Consider the following 16,714-nt stretch of genomic DNA (forward strand, 5'->3'; position numbering starts at 1 on the left):
CCTAGTTCTGTCCCTGTGGATAGGGAAGAACACACAAAGGCTGCTGGAGAGCGAAGACAAAAGAGGTGCATATAGATGTATATGTATTTCGGAGCGGACGCGAGTGACATACGCACTCAAAGTCACTCGGGAGCAACGGTGGCAGACACGCGATTTGTTCAGCGGCTTGTAGTTAGCACGCTTAGGCTGATGTTAATGTGGAAGCGATCTGCGACTAGAGCTTCGAGGGCCATACCTATCGCCGGTGCCGGTATCGTTCTTGGAAGCTACGACCTTGCCGTCATCTCTGTCGCGCTTGCACCGATTCGGACCCAGTGGCACCTCTCCTCTGGCGTAGTCGCTTCACTGGGGACGGTTACGTTGTTGGGAATGCTCATCGGGTCGCTCACAGCTGGCTTTCTTGCGGATCGTATTGGTCGTCGCGCCATCATCCTATGGGACGTCCTCCTGTTTATGGCTTCCGCAGTTATGGCCGCGTTTTCACCAGATTTCGCTCTCCTGGCGGTTGCACGACTGGCAACTGGCGTTGCGGTCGGCATCGACTTTGCGGTGGTTTTCCCGTTTGTCACCGATGCGGCCACATCGAATAACAATGGATCAAGCAACAAGGGGCGTTCGATGGCGTGGATTCTGTTTGGTGCAAATTTTGGAACCTTGGCTGCCTACGGCGTTGGAGGGATGGTCCTTGCTGATGTGGGAGCTCTAGGTTGGCGAGTCCTATTGGGTTCATCTGTGTTGCTTGCACTCCCGCTCCTTCTGTTCCGAAGTCGACTGATCGAGGCTCCGAGTTGGTCTGAGCTGACTCCGTTGACTCTGAGGCAGCTCAGAAGGAGAGCCACTGTCGCACTCAAGCATGAACGCCTTGGTGCGCAGGCGCTGGCCACCCTCCTCTATCAGCTGACTGATCAGGGTGTTGGGTTGGTACTCCCACTCCTTCTCGTTACGATTCTCGAGACGTCAGCGAGCTCTGGTGCATTAGACGCAGTCCTGGTCAAAGTCGTCACCATTCCCGCGTCATTGGTTGCCGTGCTGCTGATCGATCGCGTGAGTAGGCGAAGGCTCCAGGTCACTGGATTTCTTGGCAGAGCTGTTCCCCTGTGCCTACTTGGCTTTGCCTTGTTGTACAACATCCATCTCTCACCACTCATCATCGGGTTGCTTCTGGCTGCTGGCTACTTTTTTGGGGCTGCGGGCCCCGACAAGACGACGGTCATCTCGCCATCCGAGTACGCGGCTCCGGAGATTCGTGCTACCAGTCAAGGACTGTCTCAAGCGGCAGGACGGCTCGGCGGTATTCTGGGGGTGACCGGGTATGCCATCTTGGTCACGCTTGCTGGACCAGGTGCAGGCATTCTGTTGTTCGGAGTAGCCTGTCTGCTCGGAGCGGTCATCTCGTTGGCGGCTCTGCCTCGATTAAACCCCATTATTACGGTTTCCGGAGACGAATCTGCCGACTCTTGACTTCTCTACAAGCCCGTGGTGGTGTGCGATGATCAGCCGCCGTCTGGGATCCAGCTCGATCCCGGTGTGGTTCTAACTGAGTTTTACGCGGTGCCAGCCGATGACAAGATGCGCTCGATCGAGCCAGCGCGCGCCACTACAGCGATGGCGTAGATGACATTATCGTTGTCTGGAGCCATCTTCATCCAGGAGTGGATCTTGCAAAAGTTCGAGAATGTGGTTTTCGTTCTCCTCGAGCTGGCATTCGAATCGACCGCAGTGGATCTTGTCGATTACAGCTTCGCTCACCACAGTCGTAACAACGTTGCTGCGCCGCGACGCTCCGTGCGCAATTGAATAGCTGTGTCCTTGGCTAGTTCGGCGCCGACCTCGGCCCGGTTGGAGAGCTTGCAATTTTGGCACGAGGGGGCTCAGGCTCGCTTTGATCGAACGGGAGCGCAAGCCCAGCCTGTAAGGGCGGGCTCAAGAGGCCGTTCAGAACGACCTATTGAGCCCCGAAGTTAGTATTGCCAACTCGACGATATGCACGTCGCTGAAGTCTTCATGCTGTCGGTCGTCGTGGAGGCTATCGCTGATACCGACCCCTCGCTCATAGAGCCACCGATGGGGGCCTTTGGTAAGCGCGTGAGAACCTACCATTACCTATGAGATCTTGAAAGGCAGGAATGAACGCATCGAAACGTCTCGACCAGCTCTTGATCCAAATCGCGGAGATTGGTCGCGACCAGGCAACCGGAGGTTACAACAGATTTGCCTACACCGAGACAGATCTCCAACTTCGTGCATTCTTTGCACAAACTGCGGAGGAGCTAGGGCTCGAGGTCGGTGTTGATGCCGCTAACAATCAGTGGGCTTGGTGGGGGGATCCAGACAGCGATCCTGAACATAACCTAGTACTTGGATCGCATCTCGATTCGGTGCCATCAGGCGGGGCTTACGATGGTCCGCTTGGAGTGCTATCGGCACTATCGGCAATAGCGGAACTGATCGGTGACGGCTTTCAGCCACGAAGTGCGGTTGGTGTGGCTAACTTCATCGACGAGGAGGGGGCTCGCTTTGGGGTTGCGTGCCTGGGATCACGAGTCTTGACTGGCGAGACCACCTACGAACGTCTCAGCCAGCTGATCGACTACGACGGGACCCCCTTTGTAGACGTCGTCAGCGCCACGGGAGTAGATCCGACGAGTCTTGGGCGTGACGATCGTGCGCTTTCGCGCATTGGAAGCTTCATTGAACTCCATATAGAACAGGGCCACCAGCTCATCGATTTAGATGCCCCGATCGGACTGGCGAGCTTTATATGGCCACATGGGCGTTGGTCGACCACCTTGACCGGTACGCCCAACCACGCGGGAACCACCAGGTTAGACGAGCGCGATGACCCACTGCAGAGGGCAGCTCGCTTTGTACTTGAGCTTGGCGAGCTCGCGATTGCTCGTGATGCCATCGCGACCTGTGGGAAGATTGTGGTTGAGCCAAATGCCGTGAATGCGATCGCGGCGACGGTCCGTCTCTGGATCGATGCAAGAGCCGATAGCCCTGACCGTCTTGCCCACCTCGCAACTGATATCGCCACGCTGGCCGAAGGGCTTGGAGGGAGGCTCGTCAACGAATCTCTCACTTCGATGACCGCATTCTCTGCGTCGTTAAATGAGAGCCTGGGGTCGTTGTTGGAGAACCCACCTGTTATAAGTACCGGGGCGGGGCATGACGCTGGAATCCTGGCGAGCCACGGTATTCCGACGGCGATGCTCTTTGTCAGGAATCCAACCGGCGTGTCGCATTCACCCGCCGAGAGAGCGAACCGAGAGGATATGGTTGCAGGTGTTGATGCGCTCATCAGCGTTATACGAGGATTGGCATCGTGAAGATCTATGCACAATGGGCGCTGGTTACACCGACCGACCTCCTCCCTGGGGTGATGGTGAGTGTTGAGGCGGATCGAATCGTCGGAGTAGAGAGCAAGGGACCAGAAGGAGCTGACTATCGTGTCGATCTTTTGACGCCCGGTTATGCGAACTGCCATAGTCACGCATTCCATAGGGGCCTGCGCGGACAGACTGGGCAGGCTGGCGATTTTTGGGCGTGGCGAGAGGCGATGTATGCGTTTGCTGACACCCTGAATCCAGAGCGCTATTTTGAGTTCGCTACCCTAGTCTTTCGTGAGATGTTGCTCGCTGGATTCACGAGCGTTGGAGAGTTCCACTATCTTCACCACGACCGTCACGGTATCGCCTATGCAGACTCTAATGCCATGGGGATAGCCCTTATCGAGGCGGCCAAGCTGGCGGGGATCCGCCTTGGACTTATCGACGTCTGCTATCTCCATGGCGGCCTTGATCGTGATGGTTATCGACCGCTTGAAGGCGCGCAGCGCCGTTTCGGCGATCAGGATCCAGATGGCTATCTAGAGCGGATTGACAGGCTCGTAGACTCTGAGACCGTCCATGTCCTCCGCGGCGTACACTCGCTGCGCGCGGTCTCGATCGACGAACTTGAGCTGGTGGTGAGGGGGGCTCCTGCTGATCCCTGGCACCTCCATCTTATGGAACAGCCCCAGGAGGTGGTGGACCTAGTCGCGTATTACGGCCAACGTCCTCTCCAGCTTCTCGAGGAGCGAGGGGTGCTCGACCATAATGCGAACCTTGTTCACCTCAATCAGCTCGACGACGATGAGATGGCTTTGTTGGTGCGCACAGAGGCGGTAACCTGTGCCTGCCCCACCACAGAGGAGGATCTCGCTGACGGACTGTCTCCAGGTGCGAGGCTGCTCAAGGCAGGTGCGCGTGTGACCCTCGGTAGCGATCAACACACCCGCATAGACCCGTTCTTGGAGGCATCTCGCTTGGACGCGCACGAGCGACTGCGCACCCTGAAGCGATCATCGGTAAGTACCGCCGCGCTCTGGTCGGTGCTGGCTGGCCATAACTCGATCGGATTTAGCGATGTCGGAAGGCTCGAGGTCGGCGCACTTGCCGATATGGTGGCGATAGATCTCCAGGAGCTAGGAGTAGCCGGCGTCGATCCCTTCGAGGCGGTTCGTTTCGCGACACGATCAGCGGTCTCGATGGTCTGGGTCGCTGGGAAAGTAGTCGCGACCGATATCGATGAGGAGCGTCGATCACTGGGAGCGGAGCTCGCAGCGATCGTTGCACGATGGCAAAAGGAGTAAGAGTGGGTAATCGTCATGATGAGAGCCGGTCGATCAGGGCCCCGAGAGGGACCGAGCTCAGCTGCCGGAGTTGGCTGACCGAGGCCCCGTACCGAATGATCCAAAACAACCTAGATATCGAGGTTGCAGAACATCCAGAAGATCTGGTGGTCTACGGAGGAATAGGGCGTGCAGCCAGGGATTGGGAGTCTTTCGATCGGATTCTCGCAACGTTGCGCAAGCTGGCGGATGACGAGACGTTGCTGGTTCAGAGTGGAAGGCCGGTAGGAGTCTTCCCGACGCATCCAGATGCTCCAAGGGTGCTTATCGCCAACTCGAATCTGGTTCCGCACTGGGCAACCTGGGAGCACTTCGACGAACTAGACGCCAAGGGCCTGATGATGTTTGGTCAGATGACAGCGGGAAGTTGGATCTATATCGGTTCACAAGGTATTGTGCAAGGAACCTACGAGACCTTTGTCGCCGCTGCCCAGACACACTTTGGCGGTGATCCGTTTGGGCGTTGGATTTTGACCGCCGGCCTTGGCGGAATGGGGGGCGCACAGCCTTTAGCGGCGACGATGGCCGGCTTCTCGATGCTTGCCATCGAGTGTGACCCGAGCCGTATCGAGCTACGAATTCAGACTGGATATCTCGAACATCGAGCACTCTCACTTGAGGAGGCGATGAGGCTGCTCGAGCAGGCGAAACAATCGGGCCATCCCACCTCGATTGGCTTGCTAGGCAACGCAGCCGAGGTTATCGAGGAGATGGTGAGCCGGAACATCATTCCTGATCTGGTGACCGACCAGACGAGCGCACATGATCCTCTACGAGGATATCTCCCCGCAGGTTACAGGCTCGATGCGTGGCGTCAAGCAAGCGATCCTGCTCGGCTGGTCGCGGATGCAAAACAGTCGATGGGGCGCCATGTTCAAGCGATGCTCGCGATGGCCGACCGTGGTGCGATCGCCTTTGACTATGGAAACAATATTCGTCAAGGCGCCTATGAAGCCGGCGTGGAGCGAGCCTTTGAGATCCCTGGATTCGTGCCCAGCTATATCCGTCCGCTCTTCTGTCGCGGTTACGGACCGTTTCGATGGGTAGCACTCTCTGGCGACCCAGAGGATATCTACGCGACAGATGCCAAAGTAAAGGAGCTTGTCGACGACGATCCCCACCTCCACCACTGGCTCGATATGGCGAGGAAGCGTATCAAGTTTCAGGGGCTACCTGCACGAATCTGTTGGTTGGGGTTGCGCGATCGAGCTCGAGTGGGACGTGCATTTAACGAGATGGTGGCGAGCGGAGAGCTGAGAGCACCGATTGTTATAGGTCGTGATCACCTCGATACTGGTTCGGTAGCTAGTCCGAATCGCGAGACCGAGTCGATGCGTGATGGTTCCGATGCAGTGTCTGATTGGCCGTTGCTAAACGCCATGCTCAACGTTGCTGGGGGAGCTACATGGGTATCTCTCCACCATGGCGGTGGTGTAGGGATGGGGTACTCTCAACATGCCGGGCAGGTTATCGTGTGTGACGGTTCCCCAGAGGCGGATCGCCGACTCGCTCGGGTGCTTTTCAATGATCCTGGCACCGGCGTGATGCGCCATGCCGATGCTGGCTATCCAGAGGCCCTTGAAGAGGCCAAGCTCCGTGGGCTCAACCTTCCTTCGGTGCGAGACTAGATGAGCGAGCTCCTATTCGGGAACTGCTCACTCGCTGACGTGGATGCCAGTGGCGCACTTCGCTTTATCGCTGACGGACTGGTGCACGTCAGAGACGACAGGATTGTTTTTGCTGGTCCACGAGCCCAGGGTCAGCATCTCACTCAACGGCTTGAGCTGCTTGACATGGAGTCGATGCTCGTCACCCCAGGACTCATCGACTGTCACACCCATCTGATCTATGCCGGTGATCGCTTGGGCGATCTATTGGCCCAGCGTGATCCAGACGATCCGAGTCGTGATCGGTTTGAGTCGGGCGGGATCCTGGCGACTGTGAACGCCACGAACCAGGCATCGCGAGCGTCGTTGGCCACGCTCGCTCGTAGCCGTATAGATCAGATGGCAGACCATGGGGTGACGACGGTGGAGGTGAAGTCGGGTTATGGTCTCTCGATGGAGGGCGAGCGTCGTCTTCTTGAGATTGCTCGCTCGCTCTCGGGGTATCGAGGCATCGAGGTTATAACCTCATTTCTGGGTGCTCATGCGCTGCCGACGGCCTATGCATCTCGGCCAGCCGACTACATCGCGCTATTGACCAAGGAGGTGATGCCGACGTTGGCAGCCGAGGGTCTTATCGACATGGTGGACTGCTTCATCGATCCGGAGGGCTTCTCTGCCTCGATCGTTACCCCCTACCTCGAGCGCGCCAGCGAGCTTGGCCTACCGATCCGTGCTCATGTCGATCAGTTTGGTGCCGCTGGGGGAGGAGAGCTCGCGCTCAGCTTTGGTGCGCGTTCAATCGATCATATCGAACACCTTTCAAGCGCTGCTTTGGCGACTGCTCGCGGGTCTGGGACGGTGGCGGTGCTGCTCCCGTTCGCCTACCTGCATAAGAGTCTCACGAGTATCCCGCCGATTATGGGCCTGAGAGATAACCAAGTGCCGATGGCGGTCGCGACCGATCTCAATCCAGGCACCTCTCCAACGGCCAGCTTGTTGCTTGCGGCCTATCTGTCTGTAACCCTCTACGGACTGCGCCCGGTCGAGGCTTTTGCGGGTATCACCCGTCGTGCGGCTGAGGCACTCGGGCTCAGCGATCGTGGCAGATTGGACCCGGGCTGTAGGGCAGATCTTGTGGCATGGGAGGTTGGTCACCCTTATGAGCTAGTAGCAAGCGTGTTTGACAGAAGGGCTCATCGGCTTGGCTAAGCCTTGATGGGCTAGCACGATCACGGTGGGTTTCGCACTCTTCATGAGAAGTTTGAGAGACCAGCTCGCGAGCCGATGATCGTTGAGGGAACGAGAAACCAAGTAGGCTAACTAGTCAGTTGTAACGCTGACCCCCTCTAGGAGCACTCTATGCCAACTAACACTACCAAACGAAGCCGAGGACCGTTGGCGGTCGGGCTTGTGGTGGTTGTGATCATCGCTATCGTCGTGACCTTCCTGGTGACTCGTAAGTCGAACCAGTCGGCATCGACGCCTACATCGGCGGCGCTAGGCTCTGCTGTGCCAAAGAACGTGCTTGCTAGGGCGACCAACATTCCAGAGAGTGTGTTAAAGACTGTCGGTGTCGATCCAGCGCTTGTAGCTGCCCCGCAGGTTATAAAGGGGGGTAAGCCGCTTACATTGAATGGCAAACCGGAGCTTCTCTATGTAGGAGCGGAGTTTTGCCCTTACTGTGCAGCCGAACGATGGGCGCTGGTAGGCGCACTCTCGAAGTTTGGAAGTTTCAATGGGTTGGAGCTGATGGAGTCGAGCAGCACGGATGTCTACCCCAACACCAATACCTTCTCGTTCCTACACGCAAGCTATAGCTCGCCTTACCTCTCGCTGGTGACTCGCGAGATCGAGACCCGAACCCATGCCCCCCTGCAGACCTTGACCACTAAGGAGAATGATCTCCTTAACCTCTATGACGTACCTCCGTACGTCCCAAATACCCAGGACAGTGGTTCAATTCCGTTTGTAGACTTTGCAAACAAGTTCGTGATAGATGGGGCCAGCTACTCGCCGCAGGTACTCGCCGGCTTGAACTGGCAAACCATCGCCGCTACGCTTTCGGACCCGACTTCGCCTGTGGCAAAGTCGATTGGAGGCACAGTCAACGAGATCACCGCCGCCGTGTGTGTGCTGACGCATAACAAACCAGGATCTGTATGCAAGACGTCACTCATTCAGGGACTCCAGAAGAAGTTGTAGCCGGTTACCCCGCGTGGGTGATCTGGCTCGTTCGTCTGCTGGCACTCGGTGCGCTTGGTGTTGCGATCTATCTGACCATTGCCCACTATGACACCAAGGTTGCCTTGTTATGTCCAAACAACTCAACGATCAACTGCCAGGAGGTCACCACCTCACCGCAGTCGGTGATCTTTGGGATCCCAGTCGCTGTCCTTGGTCTCGCCTATTACGTTGTCGTCTCGATCCTCGCCTGGTGGCCAAGGGCGAAGACGAGTGCCGGTTTTGAGATGCTTCGTCTGCTGGTCGCTCTCGGGGGAGTGGGGTTCATTCTCTACCTGGTCTACGCTGAGATTGTCGAAATTGGAGCTATCTGTCTCTGGTGCACCAGCGTCCATGTCCTCACGGTGCTCATCTTCTTGGTCTTACTCTATGCGTGGATGACCTACCGAGACCGTCTAGATACAACCACTCGATCCTGAGGACTAGGCCACCTAGGTTGGTGAGTCGAAGCCCTAACCGCATCGTCTCTGGGTTGGTTATCATAGGTGCCGACCGGATGGAGGAGCGGTAGAGGTGGCTGGGCAGCGGCTCTATTGCTCATGTACGAATGGTTCTGTCGATCCAGCCGAGCCCGGAGCACCAGCTATCTGCTCTCGGTCTCCTGCGAGATCGTCCACGACGAGTACGACTCGTGCAATGACGACTCGTGGTTCGAAGTTAAAGGCCGAACTCAGCACCAGATTGAGCTGGTTGTGAAGCAGCCGATGGCGTAATTTGTGTGGCTCAAGCACTGGTATCAAGAGGATGATCCGGTCGTAGTCGAGCAGCTTGTTGGCTATGAAGTCTCTTACCGGTTCGGTAATCGATTGGTAATCAGTGTTGATCAGTTCGAGTTCGACTCCAGGATCCCAATCGTTCCACTGTTGTTGTAGCTCTGTCGCCACCGCGTGCTGGTCGGGAAGCACGACACGGATAGCGATCTGGGTTTGTGCGAGCTCTTTGGCTGTGCTGAGGGCGGTAGCCGTTAGACGGGAGATGTTAGTTACAGGAATCACCACCAACAGTGACTCGTCTTGGCCCACTATCGGTTTGGTATCGAGCCCAAGAACACCTTGAACACGCTGATAGTAGGAGTGGATCCGCAGGAATAGCAGGATGAGGAGGGGAACCACAACAACGACGATCCAGGCACCTCCAAAGAACTTGGTCGCGATGAAGATGATGGTAGCAAGGGCGGTCAGAACTGCTCCAACCCCGTTGAGCGCCGCCCTTACTTGCCACCGCGATGGCTTAGCACGAGACCAGTGGATCACCATCCCGGTTTGGGCAAGCGTGAAGCCGGTGAAGACCCCGATAGCAAACATCGGAATCAGGGTATTGGTGTTGCCGTTGACCCCAATGAGAAGTAGTGCAGATAGTATCGCTAGAACGATGATCCCTCTGGCGAGCACCATGCGGTCGCTTCGCAGAGCGAAGAAGTGGGGGAGGTAGCCATCTTGGGCGAGAAGCCCCGCAAGGAGAGGTAGCCCCCCAAAAGACGTATTGGCGGCGAGTGCGAGTTCGAGGACGACGGCGAGGGCGATGATGTAGTAGAGGACCCCGTGACCGATAGCGATGACCATAATCTGGTTGAGTACGGTGTTGTTCGTCCTCGGGCCGATATGAAAATGTCCAGCAAGAATTGCTAGACCTATCAGCATTACTCCAAGAATTACTCCAAGAAGAAGCTCTGTACGCTTAGCGTGGCGTACTCGAGGTTGGCGGAAGGTCGGGACTCCATTCGCAATCGCCTCCACTCCCGTGAGCGCGCTGCAGCCAGAGGAGAAGGCCTTCAGAATGAGCAGTATCGAGATCGTCTCGATGGGGTGTGACGTGACTAACGACACTCCTTGTGCGTGGGCATGTGGGGCGAGTGGGTGAACGAGGCCAAAGATGATAACGAGAAAGAGACCAAGAACGAAGACCGCTGTTGGTAGGAAGAATGCGCGAGCTGCATCGCCGAGACCTCGGAGGTTGAGCAAGGTGACGACGAGCAGAATCGCTATGCAGAGCGGAACCGTCAAGGAAGAAAGTGTCGGGAATGCGGAGACTAGTGCCTCTACTCCCGCAGACACCGAGACCGCCACGGTGAGCGTGTAGTCGACGATTAAGGAGGCTCCAGCGAGCAAGGAGATTCCGCGACCGAGATTTGCCTTGGATACCGCATAACAACCTCCACCCTCGGGGTATCCCTCTATGACTTGGCGATAGGAGATGACGAGGATGGCGAGTAAGACCACGATGGCGATCGTGATTGGAAGGACCAGGTGTAGGGCTCCCAGACCCGCCGTCGCGAGAACCACCATAATCGCCTCGGGGCCGTAGGCGACCGAGGTGAGGGCATCGAGAGACAGCGCGGGCAACCCGGAAAACGTGGAGATCTCCTCGGATTTCATCTCAGTCGAACGCAGCGGCTTCCCGATGACGAGCCTGAAGGCGCTGTTCGCCAGTCCTCCCCGATCCCGATGACTGTTCGCGGGAGGAACAGGGGACGGAGTTGTCTCAGGCATACCGAGATCCTAGCTCATCGGTTGTATAGTCTCGGTTGGTCATCACACGAGACAACACTCGTGTGCTTGGGATCCGTTCATCTCGACTTTTTGATGCGAGGTCACGGCACGCACGCTTTGGAGTGCGACTCGGGTAGGCATCGGCGTGCCGATGCTGGTCATGGAGACACAGATCGAGCGAGAGGCTCGCTAGACCACCACCCGGATGTGACGACGTGCGCGAACCATAGCTTTGCGCTCAAGCTCATTGCGGCCACCCCAGATACCACGAGATTCACCCTTGGTAAGGGCCCAGTTCAGACAATCTTGTTGAACTGGGCAGCCACGGCAGACGCGTTTGGCCTGGTTTTCACGAAGCCGACGCTCTCCAGGTGACTCGCCCCTTGGCTCATCGGGTGGGAAGAAGAGATTCAACCCCCAACCTCGACATGCAGCCAGATCCCTCCAGTTTTCGCCTGTCATGTTTCCCCCCATGGATAGCGAACCGCCGTTGTTTGCGGCTGTTCCGATCAGCATAGAAGCTCAGTGATGGAAAAGTCAAGCTGTGCGACTGTTCATTTTTGACTCCCATCGCGCCTAGGGTGAGAAGGGTGCAGACATCGAAGGCTCGCATCATACTCTCAGAGCTGGTAGGAGATCCGCGACTGGTGCTCGTGACCGGGAAGGGTGGCGTGGGCAAATCGAGTGTCGCTCGTTTGATCGCCCTGATCGCTCAAGCTGGGGGACTCAAACCGTTGCTGGTCCTCTTTGACGAGTTTGGAGGGGAATCAGACGGGATTGAACAGGTCATCCTACTCCCTGACGCCGTCATGCTCGAGTATCTCGAGACGCATGGTTTTGGTCCGCTAGCCCAGCGGCTATTGAAGTCGGGCGTCATCGACGCGGTCTCGACCGCGATCCCGGGAATTCGCGACCTTCTTGTATTGGGCAAGATTAAACAGCTCGTGAACTCTGGCATCTACGATCTTGTGTTGGTGGACGCACCAGCTTCGGGGCATCTACTCTCGTTACTCTCATCACCTGACGGTCTTAGCGCGATCGCAGCTGATGGGCCAATCGCTTCGCAGAGCGCTGATGTGATCGCCCTACTGCGTGATCAGGAGTTGACCGGTGTCGTTTTGGTCACACTGCCCGAGGAGACTCCGGTGCAGGAGACGAGCGAGGTGTATACCCATCTGAGGACGCTGTTGGCGACTAATGTGCTATCTTGCGTGGTGAATCGTATGCCAGCTATGGTAGACCGACGCGATGACCTGGTGCAAGGATCGGCTGAGGATCGAGCAAACTATTATCTAGCTGCGCGTTCCACTTTCGCGAGCCAACAGGCAAAGACGGTTCGTGACCTTCTCCCAGTCCCAACTTTTGAGCTTCCCTATGTCAACGACGCCACTCAGCCCACCAGAGCGGCCCTTGCCCTATTCGATCAGGTGGACGAGTGGGGGATCCGCTAATGGATCTCCTCGATGCTATAGGCACCAAGGAGACGATCGTCTGCATTGGACCAGGAGGCGTCGGCAAGACAACGAGCGCAGCTGCAGCTGGGCTATTGCTCGCGAAAAACGGACGTAAGGTCTGTGTCTTGACGATCGATCCTGCCCGTCGCCTCGCGTCCGCTCTGGGTCTCGATCAAGTCGGCAATGAGCCAGTGCTGGCGAGCGAGGAGATGCCTAACTACTGGGTGGCGATGCTCGACCCCAAACAGACCTTCGATGCTATGATCGCACGTTACTCTTCTTCGAAGGCCCAGGAGCAGGAGATCGTTGATAACCCTGTCTACCGCAATTTGGTTACCCGACTATCGGGCACCCAGGAGTATATGGCTTTTGAGCGCCTCTGGGAGCTGAGAGAGAGTCAGCGCTTTGACACCATCGTCGTTGACACTCCGCCGGCTCAGGCGGCGATTGATTTTCTGCATGCGCCAAGTCGCCTCGCCGGGTTCTTGGATAATCGCGTATTCAAGTTCATGCTCAAACCACCTCCAATCTATCTTCGGCCAATCGCAATGGCGACCCGTGGCCTAGTGAAACAGATTGCTAACGTGGTAGGAGCGGATGTCGTAAACGATACCATGAACTTCTTCCAGGCGTTTTCGGGTATAGAGGATGGTTTTCGCCAACGGGCGCTCATGACGAGTGAGTTGCTAGCCTCCGAGACCACCAGCTATCTCCTGGTCTCCTCACCAGCTCCAGATGCGCTGGCATCGGGGAGTCGCATGGTGGAGTTACTCAAAGGTATCGGACACGAGGTCGATAGCGTGTTGATCAATCGAATGACGCCGACCTACGTCCTGGATCCACGCGACGTTAATGCACCGCCACAAGCGCGTGATGATCTGGAGCGCCTTGTGCGAATGCGTGCACGCGAACAGGCGGTGATCGACGAATGGGGAAGCGGGCTATCCCTGCAGGGGTGGTATCTGTTAGAGGACCTGGCCAGTGATGTGTCGAACCTTACCGTGCTCAATGAGGTCGCCGAGATGATGCAGCGGTGCGCTTTGGTTCCATTCCGGGAGGCAGAGTAGGATAATCATCTATGGCAGCCATTCTTCTTGTCACTGATTCGCCCGAGCTCGAAGAGGAGCTCGCCTCCACGCTTGACGCTGATGAGCATACGCTCTACGCTGTCTCCGAAGGAAGGGCCGTTCGAGCGGCAGCGGCGGAGATCCAGCCGGATGTCGTGCTGCTGGATTCGCAGATTGGATCGATGGGCGGTATTGCTGTATGTATCGATCTTCGGCTCGAGGCCGACGCCGGAAGACTGGAACAGACTCGCATCATTCTGCTTCTCGACCGAAGGGCTGATGTCTTCACAGCTAAGCGCTCTGGAGCCGATGGTTATCTGGTCAAACCCTTGAACTCGCTGATGGTAGCTAACGCGGTCGAGACGGTGCTCGATGGTAACCTTTTTCTGGACAACTCCTATCAACCGCTTGACAGTAGCTATGAGGTCCGAGAAGCCTCTACACTGGTAGCTGACGGGAAGTAGCGCAGCTTGGCAGCGCGCAGCGTTCGGGACGCTGAGGTCGCGGGTTCAAATCCCGCCTTCCCGACCATATGAGTACTTCACAAGTGCGCTTCGCCTCAACAGTGATGCTAGTTCGTGAGGCTGATAGAGCCTTTGAGGTTCTGTTGTTGAGGCGGAATAAGGATCTTGCCTTTGCAGGAGGTGCGCACGTTTTCCCTGGAGGTTCGGTAGATCCAAGTGATGCTCAACCTGGTCTGATCGCGCGATGCTTCGGCCTGTCCGCCGCTGAGGCGGACGAGCGGCTTGGCACTCCTGATGCGCTTAGCTTTTATATCGCCGCTCTTCGTGAAGCCTTCGAAGAGGCAGGGATTCTCCTTGTGTCTAAAGACTCCGGTCAGCTAGTTGACGATCTCGATGAAAAGCTTCGAGATTGCCGTCAGAGTCTTGTGGCAGGGCAGTGCACGTTCACTGAGATTGTCGAGACTCTCGACCTGCATCTAGATGTAGGTGCACTTGCTTACGTAGCGCACTGGGTTACACCGGAGGGGGCGCCGAGAAGGTTCGATACCCGTTTCTTTCTGGCGTCAGTTCCAAGCCAACAGCGCGCAACGCCCGATCGTTCCGAGATCGTTGGCCAAGTATGGGTGACTCCTTTGGATGCGCTTGACCAGTATCGCCGGGGTTATTTCGAGTTGGTGCTCCCAACCGTCAAGAATCTTGAGTTTCTCGCCTCGTTTGACACTGTTGACCATCTGATGGGAGGCGCTCGTTCGTTGACTAGTGTTGAACGGATTCAGCCGAGATTCTATCGAAACGTCGACGGCTCTGTCGCTGTTGCCCTACCGGGATCGCTCGAGTATGAGCATGCATCGGCGACGGTTTTGGCCCACGGGGAGGCGTTACCCACTCGTCCGAGCCAGGTTAAATGAGGTGGTAGTAGCCCACCGCGTGCTTGGAGTTTGCTTTTTGCCTTGGCTATAGCAAGAGACGAAAGCCGATGTTTACCACTGTCGGCCAATTATCTCGATCTGCGGTATCTCCAGATTGCCTAACTTTCTTGACCTGGAGCTACTCAGAGTTCGTCTCCTCGTACTGAGCTGGCAGCCGAAGAATGTGTCGCTAGAAGGTTGACAACGCTAGAGCACATCTCTACTATTCAGATGAATATTGCCGGGCCAGTCCCTCTGTGATGCTTGTCGTGATTCCAAATTGCTCCTTGCGGTGAAGAGTGCCGCCTCTGTTCTCGATTTCAAGGGCGATCGCGGCCAGGCACGTAATTTCGTCGACTGACCTCTGAAAAAATAGATCTATATCAATCGACTCTCACAGAGAACTGGGGGCACCTGAATCTCCGCATCCACACCAACATTGTTAGTGAACTTAGGAGTTTGAGAAGTAAACAGCTGTGCGTGATGACCTCATGGAAGCTCGTTTGACTGAGCCGCTTAGAGGAGGATCTGTGGAGGTGTTTTGGTGTGACCCAGTGCAGGTCGGGACGCTCGGATCTCTTCTGTGGAGCATTGTTTTTTCGTTGGGGACGATACGTATACAATGTTTACCCTTTGTTCCTTGAACGTCTAGGTAACTGGGTGAATCTATTCACTTTGGCTCAATAGCTTGAAACCCATGATGAAACGTTCTCGGTTACACCGTAGTTTGCAGATAGCCCTCGCCCTAACTGGAGCGGCTGGCGTACTCGCCGCATGCGGATCAAGTTCTGCCTCACCGTCAAAAACCAGCGCATCGAAGACTCCAGTGGTTCCACTTGTTGTCTATGGTGCTGAAGGCTATGCACCGGTAGTCGCTAAAGGTTTCCAACAGGCTACCGGAATCCCGACTGAGATGGTAAACCACTCTACAGGTACCCTCTTGGCCAAGATCTCGGCAGAGGCTCAGAATCCACAATGGGGCGTGCTCTGGACTGATGGTTCGGATGCCTATGCTGCGTTAGATCAGCAACATTATCTGTTGCGTGGCTTCGAGCCCAATACTGGGAGCCTGACTTCTCTCGGCAAGTCTTTGGTTCCTGCTGACCAGAGTTATATCCCCACCGGGTTAACAACTGCTGCTGCCTTTGTCTATAACTCCAAGGTTGTGAAGAGCCCTCCTACCTCCTGGAGCAGCTTGCTTACCTCGCAGTGGAAGGGTGCTATTGGAATGAACAATCCAGCGATATCTGGCCCTACCTATACTGCAGTCGCCTCGGTCATGAGCCAGCAGGGTGGCGTCGCCAAAGGCGAGGCTTATTTCAAGAAGCTGGCTGCCAATGGGCTCCACGTATATCCGACGAACAAAGTGACTCTCAACGCTCTGCTGACCGGCGCGATCAAGGTCGCGTTGGTGCAAAACTCTGCCGGGATCGGATTCGCGATGTCCTCTCCGAGTCTCAAGCTCGCCTATCCTGATAAGTCCGCCCTCCTCCCTGGGGTTATTGGCATCGATGGGAAGGCATCGAAGACCGAGATCGCCGAGGCGAAGAGGTTCGCTGACTTCGTCTACAGCCCCAAGGGTCAAGCATTGATGCTCAGTGGTGACCCACAGGGCGACTCGCTCTTTTACCCCATCGTAAAGGGCACCAAGCCTCACTCTCAGGTCCCCAACTTAAAGGCTATTCCAACCGATTACCCGAATCCGATCGTGTGGGGTTCTCGCGAAGCCAGCATCAATGCTTGGTTTACCAGCAACATTGTTCAGTAGGTAGTTGCTTGTGGTAGCGCTTCTGGAGCGACCTGTCGACAGTA

General features: G+C 56.4%; 16 protein-coding genes and 1 tRNA gene. 15 read left to right on the plus strand and 2 right to left on the minus strand.

Annotated features, from left to right (window positions below):
* Positions 1-195 precede the first annotated feature (195 nt).
* The 9 genes from FEAC_RS05975 to FEAC_RS06010 all read left to right on the plus strand — a co-directional run bounded on the left by FEAC_RS05975 (position 196) and on the right by FEAC_RS06010 (position 8,939).
* Positions 196-1,461 (plus strand): MFS transporter, encoded by a 1,266-nt coding sequence (locus FEAC_RS05975; protein ID WP_160290340.1) that lies wholly within the window; start codon positions 196-198, stop codon positions 1,459-1,461.
* Positions 1,462-1,614: 153 nt separating this feature from the next.
* Positions 1,615-1,797 carry a hypothetical protein gene (locus FEAC_RS05980; protein WP_035389989.1) on the plus strand — a complete coding sequence of 61 codons (183 nt, stop codon included), beginning with the start codon at positions 1,615-1,617 and terminating at the stop codon, positions 1,795-1,797.
* 186 nt (positions 1,798-1,983) lie between these two features.
* On the plus strand, positions 1,984-2,109 hold the full coding sequence (locus tag FEAC_RS16070; protein ID WP_269078253.1) for a hypothetical protein: 126 nt from the start codon (positions 1,984-1,986) through the stop codon (positions 2,107-2,109).
* Between the two features lie 17 nt (positions 2,110-2,126).
* On the plus strand, positions 2,127-3,329 hold the full coding sequence (locus FEAC_RS05985) for an allantoate amidohydrolase (protein ID WP_052565781.1): 1,203 nt from the start codon (positions 2,127-2,129) through the stop codon (positions 3,327-3,329).
* A complete protein-coding gene (locus FEAC_RS05990; protein ID WP_052565783.1) occupies positions 3,326-4,633 on the plus strand; it encodes a formimidoylglutamate deiminase in 1,308 nt (435 codons plus the stop codon). The genes FEAC_RS05985 and FEAC_RS05990 overlap by 4 nt, the downstream gene beginning before the upstream one ends.
* Entirely contained in the window at positions 4,618-6,300 is a 1,683-nt protein-coding gene (gene hutU / locus FEAC_RS05995) for a urocanate hydratase (RefSeq protein ID WP_035389991.1), read from the plus strand. The genes FEAC_RS05990 and hutU overlap by 16 nt, the downstream gene beginning before the upstream one ends.
* On the plus strand, positions 6,301-7,488 hold the full coding sequence (gene hutI / locus FEAC_RS06000) for an imidazolonepropionase (RefSeq protein ID WP_035389993.1): 1,188 nt from the start codon (positions 6,301-6,303) through the stop codon (positions 7,486-7,488).
* A gap of 150 nt (positions 7,489-7,638) precedes the next feature.
* Complete coding sequence (locus tag FEAC_RS06005; protein ID WP_052565785.1) at positions 7,639-8,481, plus strand: DUF929 family protein; 843 nt, start codon at positions 7,639-7,641, stop codon at positions 8,479-8,481.
* Complete coding sequence (locus tag FEAC_RS06010) at positions 8,439-8,939, plus strand: vitamin K epoxide reductase family protein (RefSeq protein WP_081901129.1); 501 nt, start codon at positions 8,439-8,441, stop codon at positions 8,937-8,939. The genes FEAC_RS06005 and FEAC_RS06010 overlap by 43 nt, the downstream gene beginning before the upstream one ends.
* A gap of 111 nt (positions 8,940-9,050) precedes the next feature.
* Here FEAC_RS06010 and FEAC_RS06015 read toward each other — a convergent pair whose 3' ends face one another.
* Together FEAC_RS06015 and FEAC_RS14630 are read right to left on the minus strand one after the other, a co-directional pair.
* Positions 9,051-11,009, minus strand: a complete 1,959-nt coding sequence (locus FEAC_RS06015) for an APC family permease (RefSeq protein ID WP_052565787.1) — start codon at positions 11,007-11,009, stop codon at positions 9,051-9,053.
* Positions 11,010-11,198: 189 nt separating this feature from the next.
* Positions 11,199-11,525, minus strand: a complete 327-nt coding sequence (locus FEAC_RS14630; RefSeq protein ID WP_201773859.1) for a WhiB family transcriptional regulator — start codon at positions 11,523-11,525, stop codon at positions 11,199-11,201.
* A gap of 74 nt (positions 11,526-11,599) precedes the next feature.
* Between FEAC_RS14630 and FEAC_RS06025 the strand changes: the two genes are divergently transcribed.
* The 6 genes from FEAC_RS06025 (at position 11,600) to FEAC_RS06045 (ending at position 16,670) form a co-directional block, all read left to right on the plus strand.
* Entirely contained in the window at positions 11,600-12,460 is an 861-nt protein-coding gene (locus FEAC_RS06025) for an ArsA-related P-loop ATPase (RefSeq protein ID WP_052565790.1), read from the plus strand.
* Positions 12,460-13,530, plus strand: coding sequence for an ArsA family ATPase (locus FEAC_RS06030; protein WP_052565792.1), 1,071 nt, complete (start codon positions 12,460-12,462; stop codon positions 13,528-13,530). The genes FEAC_RS06025 and FEAC_RS06030 overlap by 1 nt, the downstream gene beginning before the upstream one ends.
* A gap of 11 nt (positions 13,531-13,541) precedes the next feature.
* Positions 13,542-13,994, plus strand: coding sequence for a response regulator transcription factor (locus tag FEAC_RS14635; RefSeq protein WP_081901130.1), 453 nt, complete (start codon positions 13,542-13,544; stop codon positions 13,992-13,994).
* Positions 13,985-14,061: transfer RNA gene (locus FEAC_RS06035), tRNA-Pro, on the plus strand. Before FEAC_RS14635 ends, FEAC_RS06035 begins: the two co-directional genes overlap by 10 nt.
* Position 14,062: 1 nt before the next feature.
* The gene (locus FEAC_RS06040; protein ID WP_052565794.1) at positions 14,063-14,902 is read left to right on the plus strand and encodes an NUDIX hydrolase; all 840 of its coding nucleotides are present in this window, start codon (positions 14,063-14,065) and stop codon (positions 14,900-14,902) included.
* A gap of 697 nt (positions 14,903-15,599) precedes the next feature.
* Positions 15,600-16,670: an ABC transporter substrate-binding protein gene (locus tag FEAC_RS06045; protein ID WP_035389996.1), complete on the plus strand. Its 1,071-nt coding sequence runs from the start codon at positions 15,600-15,602 to the stop codon at positions 16,668-16,670.
* Positions 16,671-16,714: the final 44 nt, after the last annotated feature.

The organism is Ferrimicrobium acidiphilum DSM 19497, assembly GCF_000949255.1.
Lineage (GTDB): Bacteria > Actinomycetota > Acidimicrobiia > Acidimicrobiales > Acidimicrobiaceae > Ferrimicrobium > Ferrimicrobium acidiphilum.